The organism is Colwellia marinimaniae (assembly GCF_002207865.1).
Lineage (GTDB): Bacteria > Pseudomonadota > Gammaproteobacteria > Enterobacterales > Alteromonadaceae > Colwellia > Colwellia marinimaniae.
On sequence record NZ_BDQM01000002.1, the window covers coordinates 1 to 19,359 of the forward strand.

Annotated in this window: 12 protein-coding genes, 1 other RNA gene and 1 pseudogene; 6 read left to right on the plus strand and 8 right to left on the minus strand. The window is 38.9% G+C overall.

Annotated features, from left to right (window positions below):
• Positions 1-696: 696 nt before the first annotated feature.
• The gene (locus tag MTCD1_RS01600; protein WP_057180096.1) at positions 697-2,577 is read left to right on the plus strand and encodes an ATP-dependent nuclease; all 1,881 of its coding nucleotides are present in this window, start codon (positions 697-699) and stop codon (positions 2,575-2,577) included.
• The gene (locus MTCD1_RS01605) at positions 2,570-4,423 is read left to right on the plus strand and encodes a UvrD-helicase domain-containing protein (protein ID WP_057180095.1); all 1,854 of its coding nucleotides are present in this window, start codon (positions 2,570-2,572) and stop codon (positions 4,421-4,423) included. Before MTCD1_RS01600 ends, MTCD1_RS01605 begins: the two co-directional genes overlap by 8 nt.
• A 243-nt stretch (positions 4,424-4,666) precedes the next feature.
• Here MTCD1_RS01605 and gcvP read toward each other — a convergent pair whose 3' ends face one another.
• From gcvP to MTCD1_RS01640, 7 genes are all read right to left on the minus strand, one after another.
• Positions 4,667-7,561, minus strand: a complete 2,895-nt coding sequence (gene gcvP / locus MTCD1_RS01610) for an aminomethyl-transferring glycine dehydrogenase (RefSeq protein ID WP_057180094.1) — start codon at positions 7,559-7,561, stop codon at positions 4,667-4,669.
• 503 nt (positions 7,562-8,064) lie between these two features.
• Positions 8,065-8,454, minus strand: coding sequence for a glycine cleavage system protein GcvH (gene gcvH / locus MTCD1_RS01615; protein WP_057180093.1), 390 nt, complete (start codon positions 8,452-8,454; stop codon positions 8,065-8,067).
• Positions 8,455-8,712: 258 nt separating this feature from the next.
• Positions 8,713-9,801 carry a glycine cleavage system aminomethyltransferase GcvT gene (gene gcvT, locus MTCD1_RS01620; protein WP_057180092.1) on the minus strand — a complete coding sequence of 363 codons (1,089 nt, stop codon included), beginning with the start codon at positions 9,799-9,801 and terminating at the stop codon, positions 8,713-8,715.
• A 276-nt stretch (positions 9,802-10,077) separates the two neighbouring features.
• Positions 10,078-11,373: a UbiH/UbiF/VisC/COQ6 family ubiquinone biosynthesis hydroxylase gene (locus tag MTCD1_RS01625; RefSeq protein WP_057180091.1), complete on the minus strand. Its 1,296-nt coding sequence runs from the start codon at positions 11,371-11,373 to the stop codon at positions 10,078-10,080.
• Positions 11,374-11,648: 275 nt separating this feature from the next.
• A complete protein-coding gene (gene ubiH, locus MTCD1_RS01630; protein WP_057180090.1) occupies positions 11,649-12,956 on the minus strand; it encodes a 2-octaprenyl-6-methoxyphenyl hydroxylase in 1,308 nt (435 codons plus the stop codon).
• Positions 12,957-13,213: 257 nt separating this feature from the next.
• Complete coding sequence (pepP, locus tag MTCD1_RS01635; protein WP_057180089.1) at positions 13,214-14,572, minus strand: Xaa-Pro aminopeptidase; 1,359 nt, start codon at positions 14,570-14,572, stop codon at positions 13,214-13,216.
• 46 nt (positions 14,573-14,618) lie between these two features.
• Entirely contained in the window at positions 14,619-15,221 is a 603-nt protein-coding gene (locus MTCD1_RS01640; protein WP_057180088.1) for a UPF0149 family protein, read from the minus strand.
• 202 nt (positions 15,222-15,423) lie between these two features.
• On the opposite strand from MTCD1_RS01640, the gene MTCD1_RS01645 reads away from it, so the two are divergent.
• From MTCD1_RS01645 to MTCD1_RS01660, 4 genes are all read left to right on the plus strand, one after another.
• Positions 15,424-15,732, plus strand: coding sequence for a cell division protein ZapA (locus MTCD1_RS01645; RefSeq protein ID WP_057180087.1), 309 nt, complete (start codon positions 15,424-15,426; stop codon positions 15,730-15,732).
• Between the two features lie 170 nt (positions 15,733-15,902).
• Positions 15,903-16,084: non-coding RNA, 6S RNA (gene ssrS / locus MTCD1_RS01650), on the plus strand.
• Between the two features lie 696 nt (positions 16,085-16,780).
• Positions 16,781-17,152, plus strand: coding sequence for a thiol-disulfide oxidoreductase DCC family protein (locus tag MTCD1_RS01655; RefSeq protein WP_057180086.1), 372 nt, complete (start codon positions 16,781-16,783; stop codon positions 17,150-17,152).
• A 167-nt stretch (positions 17,153-17,319) separates the two neighbouring features.
• Complete coding sequence (locus MTCD1_RS01660) at positions 17,320-18,915, plus strand: sensor domain-containing diguanylate cyclase (RefSeq protein WP_057180085.1); 1,596 nt, start codon at positions 17,320-17,322, stop codon at positions 18,913-18,915.
• A 112-nt stretch (positions 18,916-19,027) separates the two neighbouring features.
• Here MTCD1_RS01660 and MTCD1_RS01665 read toward each other — a convergent pair.
• Positions 19,028-19,282, minus strand: a pseudogene (locus MTCD1_RS01665) (MFS transporter); the annotation flags it as partial.
• Positions 19,283-19,359 lie beyond the last annotated feature (77 nt).

Consider the following 19,359-nt stretch of genomic DNA (forward strand, 5'->3'; position numbering starts at 1 on the left):
ATGATAATACGGTGTATCTAACAAACTGATCTGTTGCGAGCGAGGCTTAGGCATAATAATCACCAGACTTAATGAAGATAAATTAAGCCTAGTTTATTGATGAAAATATGTACAAGTTATTATGGGCAAGTTATTATGGGCAAGTTATTATGGGTGGCAGATTAAGTTATCACCAGACTTAATGAAGGTAAATTAAGCCTAGTTTGTTGATGAAAATATGTACAAGTTATTATGGGTGGCAGATTAAGTTAGTGGCAGATTAAGTTATTAATGGGTGGCAGATTAAGTTGCGAGCGAGGCTTAGGCATAATAATCACCAGACTTAATGAAGATAAATTAAGCCTAGTTTATTGGTGGAAATATGTACAAGTTATTATGGGTGGCAGATTAAGTTACAAGTTATTATGGGTGGCAGGTTAAGTTGATTCTAGTGCTGAACTCTGGGCACACAATACGGTGTATCTAACAAACTGATCTGTTGCGAGCGAGGCTTAGGCATAATAATCACCAGACTTAATGAAGGTAAATTAAGCCTAGTTTATTGATGTAAATATGTACAAGTTATTATGGGTGGCAGGTTAAGTTGATTAATATATTGGTATTTATCTCCTGAAAAACGCAAGAAAAACAATATATTCTTATGATGTTATGATTTATCATAATTTTATAATTAGGATTTTTTAGCAAGGATGAAAAATGTATCTATCAAAATTAAAAGTACAAAACTTCAGGCAATTCAAAGACTTTTCAATTGGCTTTAATAAAGGTTTAAATTTGTTGGTCGGAGAAAATAATGCAGGTAAAAGCTCTGTCATTGATGCTATTAGAATTGCCCTTGATACTACCTCAGCTGAATGGGTCTCAATTTCTGACACTGACTTCTTAAGTGGTAAAAGTGAGCTGCAAATAAAACTACAATTTGTGGGCTTATCAGTACGGGAATCAGGGATATTTCTTGAGCATTTAACAACAGAAGATAACTCTGAACAAGTTGAAGAGTCCCTACTCTATATAACACTTACCGCAAAACTAACTCAAAACTTTTCAAAGAAAACTCAATACATAAAAACTGAAATTCATTCAGGTAAAAATGGTGATGGACCAATAATTGAACGTGATATTCGTGATTACCTAGCCACCACATACTTAAAACCTCTACGTGATGCAGAAGCTGAATTGAAAGCTGGACGCTCATCGAGGTTGTCACAAATATTAGGAAGTAACAGCAGCCTAGCTGGTGATAATGCTGCTACTAAACGTATTATTGAATTACTTACAACCGCAAGCAACGATATTCAGGCCGACCCATCAATCCAAGCTGCGCAAAGTGATATTGCTACTCTACTAAACTCCTTAACATTTAAGTCAAATACATTTTCCCCTGCATTGAGCTTACTTGGTAGTAAAGCCTATGCAGACATGAGTGAGTCAGAAAAATCCTTTGCATTAAAAAATATCCTAGAGAAACTTACACTTGAGCTTGATGCTACAGGCATTAAGCATGGTCTAGGTTATAGTAGCCTATTATTTATGGCGACCGAATTAATGTTAATTGAGCAAGAAGAAGATCAATACCCTCTATTGCTAGTCGAAGAGCCTGAAGCGCACCTTCACCCTCAATTACAGTTAAAGTTTATTAAATACCTGCGCGATGAGAATAGTGAATTGCAATGTATTTTATCTACTCACAGCCCTGTTCTTGCCTCAAAAGCACCGCTCAAAAGTTTGATTCTCATGCAAGATGGTAAAGCCTTTCCTCTCAGAGAAGAACACACTGCCTTAGCACCTGAAGATTATGTGTTTTTGGAAAAGTTTTTAGACTCAACAAAAGCTAATATGTTCTTTGCAAGAGGCGTGCTACTAGTCGAAGGTGTAGCTGAAGTAGTATTGCTACCTCAAATAGCAGAATTACTAGGGAGACCATTGGAAGACTATGGAGTATCGCTAGTAAGTGTTAATGGTTTATCGAGAAAGAGATACGCTAAGATTTATCGTTCTAATCCTAGTTTATCAAACCCACAGCCTTTACCTATAAAGGTTGCCTGTATTACCGATCTAGACTTGTGGCCAGATGAAGCAGAGGAAAAAGATGGTAATGCTTATGGGTTTAAAGTTAAGAAACAACCGATAAAGAACAAAGGTGGGAATCTTGGATATTGGCTTAACGAACTCGACCAACATGCTATAGACGCGAAGAAAGCAACGAAAACAGAATTCGATGGGGAATCAGTTAAGACGTTTATATCGAATGATTGGACATTTGAATTCTGTTTAGCGAAATATGGGTTAGCAGAAGAAGTATATCTGGCTGTAAAAGGGACCTCGGAAGGATTTGATAGTTTAAGCACTGACAGTCATATTAGGGCTGTTCAGTTATATAGAATGATCGAAAGTAAAGGCAAGGCCAAGAGTGAAGTAAGCTATTTACTTGCGAATATTCTGTCTAAGTACAAAGACCAACCTGAACTATTACGGAGTAAGCTACCTAGCTATATAATTGATGCTATTGAGTATGTAACGGAAGCCTTTCCTGTAATAACACCACCTGTAAATACGGACATTAGCCAAGATGATTAATATCGAAGATGTTGATGTCAGGGAAGTTGAACAAGAATTAGGTCTGTCTTTCGATGGTACGAGAAAGAACATACTAAAAACATTTGATGACGTACAAGCTTGTCCAGGAAGCGGTAAAACTACTATGGTCGCGGCCAAATTGCTCATCATAGCTAAAAAATGGCAAACAAAATATCAAGGTGTATGTGTGCTGACACACACAAATGTTGCTAAACAAGAAATCATAGATCGCCTTAATCGAAATGCCGATGGTGTAAAGTTACTGTCTTATCCTCATTTTATTGGCACTATTCAGGAATTTATAAATAAGTTCTTAGCTATATCATTTCTTCGTTCTAATGGCTATTGTGTTAAGCATATAGATGACGACATGTGCAACGTAAAAGCGTGGCATTTACTCAGTTATGGGACACAAAAATTCCTTGAAAATAAGCGGATCTCATCATTACAAAACTTACAGTATTATTTTAACAACAAGGAGCTTGAGCTAAGAGTACCTGGGTTTAAGGCTGAATCACCTTCTAATAGTTATAGAGAATTAACAGAAGCTAAAGAAACTCTCGTCAATGATGGATATTATTACTATCATGAAATGTATGCTTTCGCTAATCAGTCCATTCATGACAATCCCAAAATACTAGACGCTATTCGGCATAGATTCCCCATCGTATTTATTGATGAAATGCAAGATACCCAAAAATTTCAAGACGAGTTATTGAATAAGATATTTCTGCACGATAATGTTAAATATCAGAGGTTCGGAGATCCTGATCAAGCCATATATAGTGATGATGGAGAAGAAAACCAAACTTATAATAAGGCTATATTAGAGAAAATTGAAAATAGTCACCGATTTGATAACTCTATTGCTCAGTTAGCAAAACAATTGAGTTATAACCGTATAAATTTAACCTCGAACAAGACTAATCGAATTGTATCTCCACATACAATTTTTTTAGTTGATGATAATTCTAGGCATAAAGTCTTCACCGAATTTGCTCACTTATGTGAACAAGTTGTTCCTATGGATTGTGATAACCCAATTAAGACCGTTGGTGCAGTAGGGAAAAAAAAGGATGATGGATTAACAATTTGTAACTATCTTGATTCCTTTGATAAAGATAATAGTAAAAATAAATTTAAACCTAAAAAACTCATTCATTATTTCTATGAAGCAAAACGTATAAAGGTCGGTCACGAAGCATATCATATAGTATTAAATGGCATTGTAAGATGCGGTCATATGGCTAACGGTGAATTAGTTTATTCCGATGGGACTAAGTCCCCTTACTCCGCAACAAGCATCCGTAAATACTTAAAAGATTCAAATTGTTTTATTGACTTCAATATATTGATTAAGAAATTACTCGATAGCTCAATAGATAAAATTAAATGGGACGATGCGGTTACAAGACTAATAAACTTAGCCGATTTACAAGTTTCAACCGCTATTCAAGACTTCATTAGCTTTGAAAGCAATATTCGACTCAACCCAACCGCAAATGATAACGGCTCAAATATAGTTACGATAAATATTAACGGGCGAAAAATAGAAAATGAAGTAGCTACAATTCATGCCGTTAAAGGCGAAACTCATGCCGCAACTTTAGTTTTAGAAACAAAACATTATGAGTTTGATATGGGGTCTTTAATCAAATATATTCTTGGTGAAAACACTACAAAACCAACAGGTGTTAGGAAACCTCAGTTTATGAAAAAGTTATATGTGGCGTTTTCAAGACCAGAGCACTTACTTTGTATCGCTATAGATAAATCACGGTTTCCAACTGAGCACATAAGCAAATCAAATTATGCAGGATGGAAAATTTGTGACCTTACTACTTAGTTGATATTAAACTTAGAACGGAAATATATTTATATGGAAAGATGGGATAAGCAAACATCCACTTCCTAGTTATAAATAATAACCATTAATAAATTTAAGTAGGTAACAAAAAAGCGAACCAAGTGGTTCGCTTTTTATATTTCTGGCTGTTTAATAACTTAGTAAGCCACAATCTTAATTACGGTCACAAACTTCATTAAAACAGTCACAATCTTTATTAACAGTCACTAATCGAAAAATTTTCTATTTATAACTCTCTACTGGAGGACATGAACATATTAAGTTTCTGTCACCATAAACATCATCAATTCTGTTAACTGTTGGCCAGAACTTATCTTTCGCTGCCGCTGGTACTGGGAATACCGCTTCTTTAATGGTGTAAGCACGATCCCAAGTATCGGTAATATCCGCTAAGGTATGCGGTGCATTGTGTAGTGGGTTATCGTCGCTGCTCCACTCACCTGAGGCAACTTTACGTACTTCATCACGAATACACACCATGGCTTCGATGAAACGGTCCAGCTCAACTTTAGACTCAGACTCCGTTGGCTCAATCATAAACGTACCCGCTACTGGGAACGACATGGTGGGTGCATGGAAACCGTAATCCATTAAGCGCTTGGCGATATCTACTTCAGTAATACCACACTCAGCTTTAATAGGGCGTAAGTCGATAATACATTCGTGCGCTACGCGGCCATTAGGTCCAGTGTATAAAATTGGGTAATGTTGGCTAAGTTTAGTCGCTAAGTAGTTCGCGTTAGTGATAGCGTATTTAGTGGCGTCAGTAACACCTTTTTTACCTAACATGGCAATGTATAGGTAAGTAATACATAAGATACCGGCACTACCAAAGGGTGCTGCTGATACCGCACCATTGCCTTTATTACCTTCGGTGATATTCACTAAGGCATGATCAGGAAGGAATGGTGCTAGGTGTGACTTAACACCGATAGGACCCATACCTGGACCACCGCCGCCGTGTGGAATAGCGAAAGTTTTGTGTAAGTTAAGGTGTGAAACATCAGCGCCGATTGAACCCGGTGAGGTTAAGCCTACTTGTGCGTTCATGTTCGCGCCATCAAGGTAAACTTGACCGCCGTTATCATGAATGATGTTACAGATTTCAGCAATCGTTGTTTCGTATATACCATGAGTCGACGGGTACGTGATCATGATACAAGAAAGGTTATCGCGTAACTCTTCAGCTTTTGCGGTTAAGTCGGCCATATCAACGTTGCCTTCTTTATCACAATTTACCACAACAACTTTCATACCAACCATTTGCGCTGACGCTGGGTTAGTACCGTGTGCTGATGAAGGAATTAAACAGATGTTACGATGTGCATCACCACGGCTTTCGTGGTATTTAACAATAGCGATTAAACCAGCGTACTCACCTTGAGCACCTGAGTTCGGTTGCATTGAAATGTTGTCGTAACCCGTTAACTCAACTAACCAGTCACCTAGTTGGTCGATCATTTTCTTGTAACCAACCACTTGATCAGCTGGTGCAAACGGATGCATGTTAGCAAATTCAGGCCATGATACTGGGATCATCTGTGCGGTGGCATTTAACTTCATCGTACAAGAACCTAAAGAGATCATTGAGTGGTTCAATGCTAAATCTTTATTCTCTAATCTTTTAATATAACGAAGCATTTCTGTTTCGCTGTGGTACGAGTTAAATACTGGGTGCGTTAATATTTTAGACTCACGTACTAGTGATGCAGGAATAGAAGAATGACCACTGGCAACGATTTGCTCATCAAGAGCCGCAACGTCTAAACCATGACCTGCACCTAATAAGACATCAAATAATGTCGCTACCTTGTCACGAGTAGTTGTTTCATCTAAAGAAACAGCAATTTGGCCATCAACATCAGTACGTAAGTTTAAGTCTGCCGCAACAGCACGAGCGATGATTTCAGTTTTATTGTCTACATTAAAAGTAAGGGTATCAAAGTAGTTCGCGTGAACTGCTGTTAGCCCTTTAGACGCGGTACCTAAAGATAAAATATCGGTTAAACGGTGAATACGGTTAGCAATGGTTTTTAAACCTTGAGGTCCATGATAAACCGCGTAGAACGCTGCCATGTTAGCTAATAATACTTGTGCGGTACAAATGTTTGAGTTGGCTTTTTCACGGCGAATATGTTGCTCGCGCGTTTGCATTGCCATACGCAATGCTGGGTTACCACGGGTATCTCTTGATACACCAATAATTCTGCCTGGTAAAGAACGTTTGTATTTTTCACTGGTAGTGAAGAATGCCGCGTGAGGACCACCGTAACCCATTGGCACACCAAAACGTTGGCTTGAACCAATAACGGCATCAGCGCCTAACTCACCTGGAGACTTCAACAGTACCAAGCTCATGATATCGGCAGCAACCGCAACAATGGCTTTTTTCTGATGAATTTTAGCAATTAGCTCGCTAATATCAGTTACTTCACCTGAAGCGCCTGGGTATTGAATTAAGGCACCAAAAATATCATGATCCGCAGCTTCATTGGCCGGAGCGATGATAATGTCAAAACCAAACATTTCTGCCCGTTGTTTAACAACGTCGATGGTTTGTGGGAAAATATCTTCAGAGATAAAGAACAGGTTTGATTTTTTGTTTTTAGAAACACGTTTGGCTAGTGCCATGGCTTCGGCAGCGGCAGTGCCTTCATCTAATAATGAAGCAGAAGCAAGGTCTAAACCAGTCAAGTCGATACACATTTGTTGGTAGTTTAATAATGACTCTAAACGACCTTGAGCAATTTCTGGTTGATACGGCGTATACGCAGTATACCAACCTGGATTTTCTAATACGTTACGTAAAATAACGTTTGGCGTTAAGGTACCGTAATAACCTAAACCAATATAAGTGTCGTTAATCTTGTTTAAGCTAGCAACCGCTTTTAAATCAGCCAGTGCTTGTACTTCAGTTTTGCTTTCTTCAATGTTTGGCAAGTCGGCAAGACGGATGTCACTTGGCACGATTTCGTCAATTAACGCATCAACAGATTCTGCGCCAATGTCATTTAACATGGCTTGGGTTTGTGCTTCATCAGGACCAATATGGCGACGAATAAAATCTTGAGTTTGCTCTAACTCAGCTAATGAGTTAATAGGCGATTGTGAGGTCATAACAGTTTCACTTAAATGTAGGTAAATTACGTAAATTTAAAAAATATTAGCAAGCTTTAACTTGGTCATTCCCATTTTACTTAGGCGGGAAGCCAAAGAAATTAATACTGGCTCCTCGATTAAACACTTCGAGGATGACATTATTAAACACTTCGAGCATGACGTTATTAACGCTTGGTGTAACAATACTATTTTCTTTTATGCTTTTAGCATAAAAGAAAACCTCAAACATAGGTTAGAGGCTTCAATCTATTTTAGCTAAGATAATCAATGTTTAAGCAAAGCCGTCAAGCCGCGAACTCCATGAGCTTAGTTTACTAAGTGATTGGAGTGAGCGGTGTAGACAATGCCGACTAAACTTGATTAACGACGCTAAAAATTTTTCGTAAACAGTCAGCTGTTAGGCAAGGCGCTGAAGTTATGAGTTTACTGAGCTTAGTACACTAAGCGATGGCAACGAATAACAAAGGCAACGCAGCATAAATGCTGAATGTGACCGAAAACTAGTCTTCGTCGATAGAGTTCTTATAGCCTTCCGCATCAAGTAAGTTTTCTAACTCACTTGCATCGTCAAGTTTCACTTTAAATAACCAACCGCCACCAAAAGCATCCGAGTTAAGTAACTCTGGAGCATCTTCTAGTTCTTCGTTGATTGCAATAACAGTACCTGAAACAGGTGAGTAGATATCTGAAGCAGCTTTTACTGATTCTGCTACGGCAACATCATCGCCAACACTAATTGAATCATCAACATCTGGTAATTCAACAAATACCATGTCACCTAAAAGGTCTTGTGCGTGTTCAGTAATACCGATAGTAGCAGTACCGTCACTTTCAAGACGAACCCACTCGTGAGATGTTGCATATTTTAATTCTGAAGGAATGTTGCTCATTTTTATTTTTCCTATTTCACTTTATTAGTAAATTGATTCACTACTTAATTAGAAAGTAGATTAAATTTCTGTAAATTTATATAGCACAAAAGCTGCTAGATAATAATATTTATGTACTAGTTAACGCATCCTAAATAATAGTAATCACAGTGAAGCTGTCAAATTTCGTAGCGCTGAGCCTAGTTTAATTAAATTTACTAAGTTATGCGCTATGTCAATGCCGACAATAAAACTGCGGTTACTAGTATGACTGATGAATTAGAATACTTTTTTACCGTTACGAACAAAGCTAGGTTTTGTCACAGTAACTTTAACTAATTTCTTACGCATTTCAACTTCAACCACATCACCTACTTTTACGCTACGAGGTACACGCGCTAAAGCAACACTGTGACCTAATGTCGGTGAGAATGTACCTGAAGTGATGATGCCTTCGCCAGCTTCAGTAATAACCTTTTGCGCGGTACGCAAAACGCCCTTCTCTTCCAATACTAAACCAACCAACTTAGGTTGGTCACCGGCAGATTTTTGTGCAGTTAATACCTCACGACCGATAAAATCACGGTCTGTTGGTTCCCAGCTTATGGTCCAGGCCATGTTAGCTGCGATAGGCGAAACGCTTTCGTCCATATCTAAACCGTAAAGGTTCATGCCGGCTTCTAAACGTAAAGTATCACGGGCACCTAAGCCACATGGCGCTACGCCAGCGTCTAATAATTTTTGCCAGAAATCTTCTGTAGCACTTTCCGGAAGGATAATTTCGTAACCAAGTTCACCGGTATAACCGGTAGTGGCGATAAATAAATCACCTACTTGTACACCAAAAAATGGCTTCATGCCTTCAACGGCAGCACTTTCTTCAGCAGAAAGTAAAGTACCGACTTTAGCGATAGCTTCTGGGCCCTGTACGGCAATCATGCCAAACTCAGGACGCTCAGTAATAGTAATATCAAAACCAGTTGCTTGCTTAGTCATCCAAGCAAGATCTTTTTCACGTGTTGCCGAGTTAACAACTAAGCGGTAGTTAGTGTCGGAGAAGAAGTAAATGATCAAATCATCAATCACACCGCCAGCTTCATTTAACATACCTGTGTATAACGCTTTTCCTGGGATTGTTAACTTAGCAACATCGTTAATCACTAAACGACGTAAAAAAGCTTTTGCATCTGTGCCTTGCACGTCAACAATGGTCATGTGTGAAACATCAAACATACCGGCACTTTTTCTTACCGCATGATGCTCTTCAATTTGAGAGCCATAGTTAATTGGCATTTCCCAGCCATAAAAATCAACCATTTTTGCGCCTGAAGCTAAATGCTTTGCATGTAATACTGTTTTATTAGTCATGTGTTCCACTCTAAGAATTGACAAAGTTGCTTAATTATAGCTGGCACTTACCGTTGATTCAACAGTAAAAGCTACAGTTTTAAAATATAAACCCGTGTTCCATGTAATATCGGAATTATATTTCAAAATTAAGCGTATTATGGAATATATCGCAACATTATCTTGATGTTCTAGCCACAGAACAAATAAAAGCCAATAAATTTATTGGCTTTTATTTTTAACTGCTTATATTTACTATTTATTATAGCGGCGGCTATTGCCGGGTGATTAGTAGCACTACAATGTGTCTTTTTGATAGGCAAGCTCGGGCAGATCGGCCTTGATACCTAACGCTTGGGCAATCAAGTGGTTTTTAGCTGGCGCAAAGTTATTAAGAATATTCATGGCGATACCGCGCAGTAATTTAACTGGCGATGGCTGCGGGGCAAAGGCTTGTTTAATGGCAGCCATGGCCGCAATCATTTCACTTGCTTCACTTTTACGCCAGCGGGAAAATGCTTTAAGGTCGGCGACATTAACAAATTCCGCATAACTTTCATCATACTCACTAAGCTTGGCCGTTAAGGTTTGTGCTAAAGCGGCAGCATCAAGTAAACCTAAATTAACGCCCTGGCCAGCAAGTGGATGTATGGTATGAGCCGCATCGCCAATAAGCACTACGCGGTCTTTAACAAAATCTTGTGCTAAACGCATGGTTAAGGGGTAAGTGAAGCGCTCGCTGACTAATTTAATATCACCTAATTTACCATCACTGGCTGCCGTTAATTCTTTAGCAAACTCACTGGCATCAAGCGCGGTTAAACGTTTAGCTTCATCCGGTGAGGTAGAATAAACAATAGAGCATAACTTCCCAGCTAATGGTGCTGAAGATTGCCCTGACTTTAGCGGTAAAAAGGCTAATGGCCCAGTCGGTAGAAATACTTGCCAAGCGGTGTTTTGATGACCTTGAGGACATTCAACTGTGGCAATAATGGCGTGGTGGTCGTAATCTTTAAAGATCATCGCCATAGCCATTTGTCGACGTACCCAGGAATTGGCGCCATCCGCACCAACAACCAATTTAGCAATAATAGGCGGCGTTGGCTTAGTAGCACTTTCATCAGCATTGTCATGAACAAAAGTAGCAAAAACTTCACTATCGCCATGACTGATGCTGGCTAATGTATTGTCGGTAAAAAAGTGAATGCCTTCATCAAGCTCGGCTTGTTGCCATAACGCATGGCGAATAACTTTATTTTCAATGATCCAACCTAGGTTATCTTCAGGTGGCCAGCTGGTACTGTCTTTTGCGGAAAAATCTAACTTACCTAGGCCGGCTTTATCCCAAATATGCATATGTTGATAATCTTGCACGCGGCTATGTTCAATGGCAGACCATACGCCTAGGTTAGTAAAGATATTTTTGCTGGCAACATTAATGGCGCTGACTCTAACATCGATACTTTCATCAAGCTCAGTTACGGCTGAGCTATCTACCAAAGCAATTTTTAACTGGCTTGCTTGGCGTAGCGCTAATGCTAGGGTTAAACCCACCATGCCAGCACCGACAATTAGTACATCAAATTTTTGCATGTTTTTCTCTGGTTAAATTCAAGTAATGGCACATCGACTTTCACCAAGTATCCACGAGAGTGACAATAATACTAGTGAGATTTCATCAGCCGTCATCCCCGAAATGTCTGATCGCGGAGCCAGTTGTTTATCTTATTTACGGTACTCAACACCCACAGCTAATATCATACATCGCCGTCATCCCCAAAGTGTCGGTTCGCGGAGCCAGTGTTTTATCTATGTCTGGTCAAATTAATGTGGCTACACTCATTGCCTCATGCCTAATAACCCTATATCTAATAACCCATAGTTTTCTTAACTAAGGCATTTTTAAGCGGTGCAATAAAATTAAGCGCCTGTAAGCCGATATTGCGGCCAAGCACCAGTGGTGGTAGATCATTAGCAAATAAGGTCACCAGTGAATCCGTTAATTGAATCACTTCGCGTTGATCTTTCGTCCTATTCAGTTGATAACTATATAATAAGGAAAAACGTCCAATATCTTGCCCTGCTGCCACGGCCTTAGTCACTAATTCAGCCATAACCTCAACATCACGCAAGCCTAAATTAAAGCCTTGGCCGGCAATAGGATGGATAGTATGGGCCGAATTACCCACCAATGCCATACGATGATAGCTTTGCTGCTGTGCTTGCAATAATACCAAGGGGTAAGTATCACGTTTTCCGACATGCGTGATCGCGCCAAGATAACTACCAAAAGCGCGCTCTAGGGCAACTTTAAAAGCATCATCAGAGAGCTTGTTAATTTCTTCGGCTTGCTCTGGTGTCATGGTCCAAACCAGCGAACAACGTGACTCGCCATCCGTTGATGAGCTCGAGTTTACTGACTTGAGCGGCAACATGGCAATAGGGCCAAATTCAGTAAAACGTTCGAAGGCTTTTTGCTGATGGGCTTTGCTGGTTGAGACATTGGCAATTAAAGCAACTTGCTGATAATCAGCACAAGTAACCTCGATATTGGCAAGTTTTCTAACCGGTGAATGTACGCCGTCACAGCCCAGTAATAGCTGTGTGGATAAGACTTTACCTGAGTTGAGGGTAACCTTAATTTTCGTCTTATCAGGGTCGCTATCGTTTTGCTGTTGTGATTGGTCTTTGTCTAGACCTTGGCCTTGCCAGTCGATATCCGCTATTGAGTCTGGATTAAACCAGTGGATATTATTATTTATGTTAGTGTTTTGACTTAAGGCTTTTAATTGCGCTTTACCAATAAGCGCCATATCGATGACATAACCTAAGGCATTTACACCATGGTCCTTGGCGGTTAACCTTGCTTTAGCAAAGTGCCCTCTGTCAGAAATATCAATATCGGTAATCGCACAGGCATCATCTTTCAGGTATTGCCAGACGCCTAACTTAGCGAGATAGTTAGCGCTACCGTGAGACAGCGCTAATACGCGGGCATCAAATAAGGCATGGTCATCTGCTGAGCTAGTTTGTTTAAACGTCTGGGTTTCAACGATGGCAATGGTTAAAAAACTGCCATCAGTTTTGCTTAATTTACTTAAACTTAACGCCATTAAACTACCCGATAAGCCACCGCCTGAGATAATGACATCAAAATGTTGGTTACTGTGTTCCATCGCGTTAATCTTAGTTTTATCAGAATGAGTATTAATGTTTTGTTGCCCGCATCATTGTGTAAGTTAGATGACCAGTTTTAGTAGCTGCCTGTTTAAGCTTAACTAACCTGAACTCTGGATAATGAGTGCTTGATGGTTAAGTAAAAACAACTTACGGTTGTTAAGAACAAAATATACAAGATGTAGTTACTTAACGTCTGCTAGCACTGGCTTGCTATAGGCAGGCTAGCGTTAATTCAACAATCAAGCCGTTACTTTCACGTTTTTATCATCAGGTCTTCAATATCTTCAATGGTTTGTGGTGAGTTAGCCGTTAAATTCTCAAAGCCCTGTGCTGTCACGGCAATATTATCTTCAATACGCACACCTATGCCACGCCACTTTTCTGCCACAGCTAAATCACTAAGGGGGATATAAATGCCCGGTTCAATGGTCATCACCATACCCGGTTCAAATAAACGCAGCTGCTCTCTATCGCTATTGATATGATAGTCACCAACATCATGAACATCTAAACCTAACCAATGACCAAGGCCATGAATAAAGTACTCTTTTACTTTCTTATCACGAATAAGCTCGGTTAATTCACCGGTAAGTATGCCTAAGTCGACTAAGCCTTGTGTTAAAAAAGCGTTGGTTAATTCATTTAACTTGGCAAAAGACATACCAGGTTTAATGGCGTTAATCGCCAGATTTTTGGCATCAAGTACCAGTTGATAGATGGCTTTTTGCTCCGTGGTAAATTTACCATTCACCGGGAAAGTTCGGGTAATATCGGCAGCATAACCGGCTAATTCGGCGCCAGCATCAATCAGTAATAACTCATTATTTTTTAATACCGCGTTGTTATCGGTGTAATGAAGAATATTAGCGTTATCACCGCCCGCTACAATACAGGCATAGGCTGGATGCCTAGCGCCATGGCGAGCAAATTCATGGAGGATTTCCGCTTCAAGTTGATATTCAAACTTACCCACTTGGCATTTTTGCATGGCGCGTTGATGTGCTAACCCTGAAATATGATTGGCTTGGCGCATTAAGGCCAATTCATTATCGGTTTTAATTAAACGTAGCTCAGCAATAATAGGGTCAGTATCGGTTAAATGCTGTGGCGTTTTGGCCCCTTGACGAATACTGCTCTTTACTTGCTTTAACCAAGTAAACACTTGCGCTGCAAAGTTATGATCACTAAAACCAAAAAGCACTTGGCTTTTGCCATCAAGATAATCAGGTAATAGGTTATCAATTTCAGCGACGACAAAACTTTCATCAATACCATAGTCTTGCACCGCTTTGACTTGGCCAATCCTTCGCCCTTGCCAAATTTCATGTAAAGGGTCTTTCGCTAATGAAAATAAAATAGACTCAGCTTTACCCTGTTCATCTTTAAGCAAAACTAATAAGCCATCGGGCTCATTAAAACCGCTTAGGTATAAAAAATTTTTATTTTGGCAAAAAGCATATTCGGTATCGTTACTGCGCGTAAGTTCACTGGCCGCAGGAAATAAAGCGATAGAGTTATGTGGCATTTTCGCCATCAATGCGGCACGATGCTTAGCAAAGTCAGTCAAAGGTAACTGGCTAAGGGCTGGTTTACTTAACGGTGAAGTGCTCATGTAATTACTCGCGCCTATTTATTGTTGTGCTAACGGTCATGAAAAATTAGTGAATTATTTTTTTCTTAGTGCCGTTACTTTCTTGATTTGGTGGTGTCGCTAACTCGCTAAAACATAATAACGCAGAAATTCGTACATACTCACTGATTTCAAAATACGCTTGTTCAGTATCTTCATCTTCGTCCATTTCATCAGATAAGTTAGCAATTTCACTAAAATCTGTCAGTACTTCTTTAACTTCAGCAGAAACAACCGGAGTATCTTTTTGCTCTAAACCAAAACCTAAATTAAAGCCTTGTACCCACATACTCAAGGCATGACCACGTTCGGCCATACTATCATCGTCATCCGGTAATAATAAATTAAAGCTATAGGTGTCATCTAATATGCTAGTCCACAATTCACTATACATTTGCTTAAGTGCTATTTTAACGGCTTTTGGAAAACTATCACCGTCATTAAATAAATCATTAAGCATAGCCATATAGCCTTGATTTTCAAATTCAAAACCTGCACAAACTAAGCCAGTTAATACACCATGAATTTCACTGGCATGTGATCTTACATCTTCGCTAGTTAAAATGGCTTGTATACTGGGAAAATCCATTAAGTTATTGTTGGCATCGTTATTTGAGTTTGCTTGGGTCATGATTTACTTTCTATAATTACGGGGAGTTATGGTCAGTAATGGTATCACTGGGGAAAATGACAGAAAAGGAAAATAACAGAAAAATCCGATAATAGTCGCTAAATGCTTGCATAGCAGGCTTAGCATCGTTATTATGAAAATAATAGCTTAAAAACAGTCCACTTATGGCTATATTATTAATAACTCTTGGAATTTCTTGTAAATGGCGCAACGAACGGTAGAAATCAACATTGTTGAGCGCAAGCTGAAAGTAGCTTGTCCAATAGGGCAAGAAACCGCCTTATTATCTGCAGCGCAAGAATTAACTAACCGTTTAATCAAAGCGGGTGAGCTCAAAACGATCTGTTCACCTGAGCAGAAGTTATTAATGACCGCGTTAAATTTAGCCAATGATTTATTGAAAACTCAACAGCAATTAAAGGTAGAGCAACAAGAAAATCAAAATAAAATCGCTTTATTGCAAGCAACTATAGAACAAGCCATTGCTCCACATAATAAAAAAAGTGCCTAAGCATTAATCACTTACTCTTTTTTAGCACTGTTCATTTATTATTTAAGCCAGTAACGCCTCTTACCACAATTAAAGCCTAAAAATAAAACAAAACGAATAATTACTCGACACTCAGCTAAAAATTATAAAAAAAAGCTTATTGGATGATTTCTTTTTCGCTATACTGGTTTTGTCTTCTGGGGTGTTTGTGTGCGAACTATGTCCCTGAGCCGATAAGTTTTACCTTAGGAAATTGACTATTAGCTATTGTGCAAGCCCGGCTCGTATCGGGAAGCCTACGGTTAGCATGATACTTCCGCCCTGAACACACGGTGTTCAGGACTAAAGTTAGCTGCGGCACCTTGGAAGCACCCTCCTCTCTTTTCAGAACAATCATATATCAACAATATTTCCGCACCCTCTACTCTTACCTAAAGAAAAGAGCACACGGTAATCAAGACTAAGTTAGCTGCGGCACCTTGGAAGCACCCTCTTCTCTTTTCAGAACAATCATATATCAACAATATTTCCGCACCCTCTACTCTTACCTAAAGAAAAGATCACACTGTGTTCAGGACTAAATTCCCTGCGGCACATTGGAAGCACCCTCCTCTCTTTTTTGAACAATCATATATCAACAATATTTCCGCACCCTCTACTCTTACCTAAAGAAAAGAGCACACGGTAATCAAGACTAAGTTAGCTGCGGCACCTTGGAAGCACCCTCTTCTCTTGTCAGAACAATCATATAGCAACCATATTTCCGCGCCCTCTACTCTTACCTAAAGAAAAGAGCACACGGTAATCAGGACTAAATTCCCTGCGGCACCTTGGGAGCGACTATATCTACTTGCAGATTTATCCCCAATTTATATATATCTCCCTTCGAATAAAGAATATCAACAATATTTCCGTACTGTCTCTACTCTTTCCCTTAAACGATTACCTTAGCGACTATCCCATTTCTAAAGATATCAAAACAGCATGTTGGTTCCCTCTCCCTTTAACGCCAAGCAAACAACAATGCTACAATAATAGTACCTAGAACCGCCAAAGTAGTGAGCTTGTTATGACCAATAAGCAACAGTGTATTACCGTATTTTTCGATGGTGCTTGCCCTCAATGCATTAGAGATCAACGTTTTTATCAACGCTTTGCTGGCCAAGGTGGTGAGCAGGTAAAATGGCTAGATATCACCGGCCAAGATGAGTATTTAAAAACCTTAGGTATTGTCCCAGTTAAAGCACTGACCGAGCTGCATATCCAACTTGCCAATGGTGAAGTGTTATCAGAACTAGATGCCTACATTGTTTTAATGTCTCGAGTATGGCTATTAAAGCCTTTAGCTTTTTTTATATCTTTGCCAATAATTAGGCCTTTTATCGCCAGAATTTATCACCAAAGAGTGACAAAACGACTAAAATCACAAGGTAGAATGTAAGCAAAATTTCCCTATAGAAAGCAATTATTCAATTACGCTTTTTTGAACTCAGCACACTAAGTTCATTCCGCTAAATTTAGCTATTTTTATAAACTACCACTATGGTTATTTATAGTAACAGTTCTGCTTGCACCGAGTATTGAACCGCTAAGGATGAGGTAATAGTTTTGTTCATAAACTCATTAAAAACTAAACTTATCATCTTTTATTTATTTCTGATTATCTTTGTCATTTTTATCAAAGTGGGCGATCTTAACCTTATTCAACTACCACAACTTTATGCATTAGAAGCTTTATCAGATGAAAAAGATATTAGCCGTATTAAAATGGCTTTTACTTCAAAGAGTAGAGAGTATGGGGTGATAAATTATGATAATGCGGTTTGGGATGATACTTATCATTATGTGGATAATAAGAACAGCCAATTTACAGAAAGTAATTTTGTGCTTGATACCTATAAAAGTTTAGGCATCAATGGTATCCATATTTATGATAAGCAAACAGTAACGATATGGCAGCAAGCATGGAATATCACTGATTGGAGTCCACTAACATTCCCCCCTTTTGACCAACCTTCGACATTTGTTAAAAAACACATTTTAATATCCGAAGAATTAATTATTAAAAACAATAATAAACCGGTTTCTCGGGTCGGTTTTACCTTGCTTGACGATAAACTCATTTTATTTGCCGCCACCAGTATTTTCAAGGCAAACTTAACCGGTAATGCAAATGGCACCATGCTATTTTGGCGATTTTTTGATGAACAAGTTTTAACTGACTTGCAACAAAGAGCAGGCATTAAGTTTACTATTGAAGTTATTCAACCAAATCTAAAAAACACAGTAAAATTAACGTCGAAAAATTCATTTATAAAGAACTCTTACCGAACGAAAAAAGATGAAATATTTGACATTATCCCGCTTATCACAAATAACGGCGCGATTAAGTTTACTTATCAAGCGCCGATAAGGCAGTTTGCCACCAGCTGGTTAAATCATGCAACCATTGTTTCTTCAACGCTTCTGTTGTTAACACTCGGGGTGTTATTTATCTTTTTTCATTACTTTATCATTCGACCTATATTACAAGCTGACAATATGGTCACCGCTATTATCAAAGACAATGACCATTCAATACGGTTTGCCAGCAAAAGAAAGGATGAGCTAGGCACCCTATTTAATTTAATTGACCGACTTTTAGACGGGGTAGAATCTAATGAACAGCAGTTAATCTCTCATAATGTCCGTTTACAACATATCAGTCAGACCGATAGTTTAACCAAGATCCCTAACCGTCGAGCATTTGATACTACTATGAAAAAACTATTGCAGGTGAGCCCTTTAGGTTTAGATGTGGCAATCTTGGTTGTTGATGTCGATTATTTCAAAAAGTACAACGACTGCTATGGCCACGCTCAGGGCGATAAAACCCTTTATGCCATTGCACAAACATTACGTAAAAACTTACATGAGGACACCGATTTTGTTGCTCGTTACGGCGGGGAAGAATTCGTTGTGGTGTTAAAAAACACCGATAAAAAATCGGCACAGGCAGTTGCTAATAATTTAGTCAACATAATAGCAGACTTAAAAATATCACATCAGGATTCCGATATAACTGATATTGTCACTATCAGCATAGGTATTCATGCTTTTGTTATTTCTGGGCAAACGCAATATATGCCACTGTTTGAACTGGCCGACCAAGCGCTCTATCAAGCGAAAGAGCAAGGGCGAAATAGAGCGATAACCACAGATTAACCTTACTTTAACATGCAGATTTTGTATGAAATTCTCATTGTAGGATATTCCTTCAAAAAACCTGTTCATTCAGCTTAGCAAGCTGAACAAAATCTGGTCGAGGCATTTTATCTAAAATGCTATAAAGATACATTACTATCAGAGTTAACGCACTACCAACAAAACTCACCAAGACAGCAATAACTGCAGCACTGGAGAGAATGAGACCAACGTGTGTGGCAGATAAAGTAAATTTTTCATAAAGAATGACCGCTAGAAATGGCCAGACCATGTAATAATTACCACGGGTAATAAATGAACCAAATAACAAGATCCACATTAGTTTCGGGAATTGTTTAAAGCGCTTTACCGAGACGATATTTGACATAATAGCCATTCCATTAAATTAATTTTCAATTCAGAACTACATTAGTAAGCTTTGAGTAAAGACTACCACTGATTATA

Coding starts and splice junctions, on each gene's coding strand:
- MTCD1_RS01600 (WP_057180096.1), top strand. CDS start 697: ATGTATCTATCAAAATTAAAAGTACAAAACTTCAGGCAATTCAAAGAC.
- MTCD1_RS01605 (WP_057180095.1), top strand. CDS start 2,570: ATGATTAATATCGAAGATGTTGATGTCAGGGAAGTTGAACAAGAATTA.
- gcvP (WP_057180094.1), bottom strand. CDS start 7,561: ATGACCTCACAATCGCCTATTAACTCATTAGCTGAGTTAGAGCAAACT.
- gcvH (WP_057180093.1), bottom strand. CDS start 8,454: ATGAGCAACATTCCTTCAGAATTAAAATATGCAACATCTCACGAGTGG.
- gcvT (WP_057180092.1), bottom strand. CDS start 9,801: ATGACTAATAAAACAGTATTACATGCAAAGCATTTAGCTTCAGGCGCA.
- MTCD1_RS01625 (WP_057180091.1), bottom strand. CDS start 11,373: ATGCAAAAATTTGATGTACTAATTGTCGGTGCTGGCATGGTGGGTTTA.
- ubiH (WP_057180090.1), bottom strand. CDS start 12,956: ATGGAACACAGTAACCAACATTTTGATGTCATTATCTCAGGCGGTGGC.
- pepP (WP_057180089.1), bottom strand. CDS start 14,572: ATGAGCACTTCACCGTTAAGTAAACCAGCCCTTAGCCAGTTACCTTTG.
- MTCD1_RS01640 (WP_057180088.1), bottom strand. CDS start 15,221: ATGACCCAAGCAAACTCAAATAACGATGCCAACAATAACTTAATGGAT.
- MTCD1_RS01645 (WP_057180087.1), top strand. CDS start 15,424: ATGGCGCAACGAACGGTAGAAATCAACATTGTTGAGCGCAAGCTGAAA.
- MTCD1_RS01655 (WP_057180086.1), top strand. CDS start 16,781: ATGACCAATAAGCAACAGTGTATTACCGTATTTTTCGATGGTGCTTGC.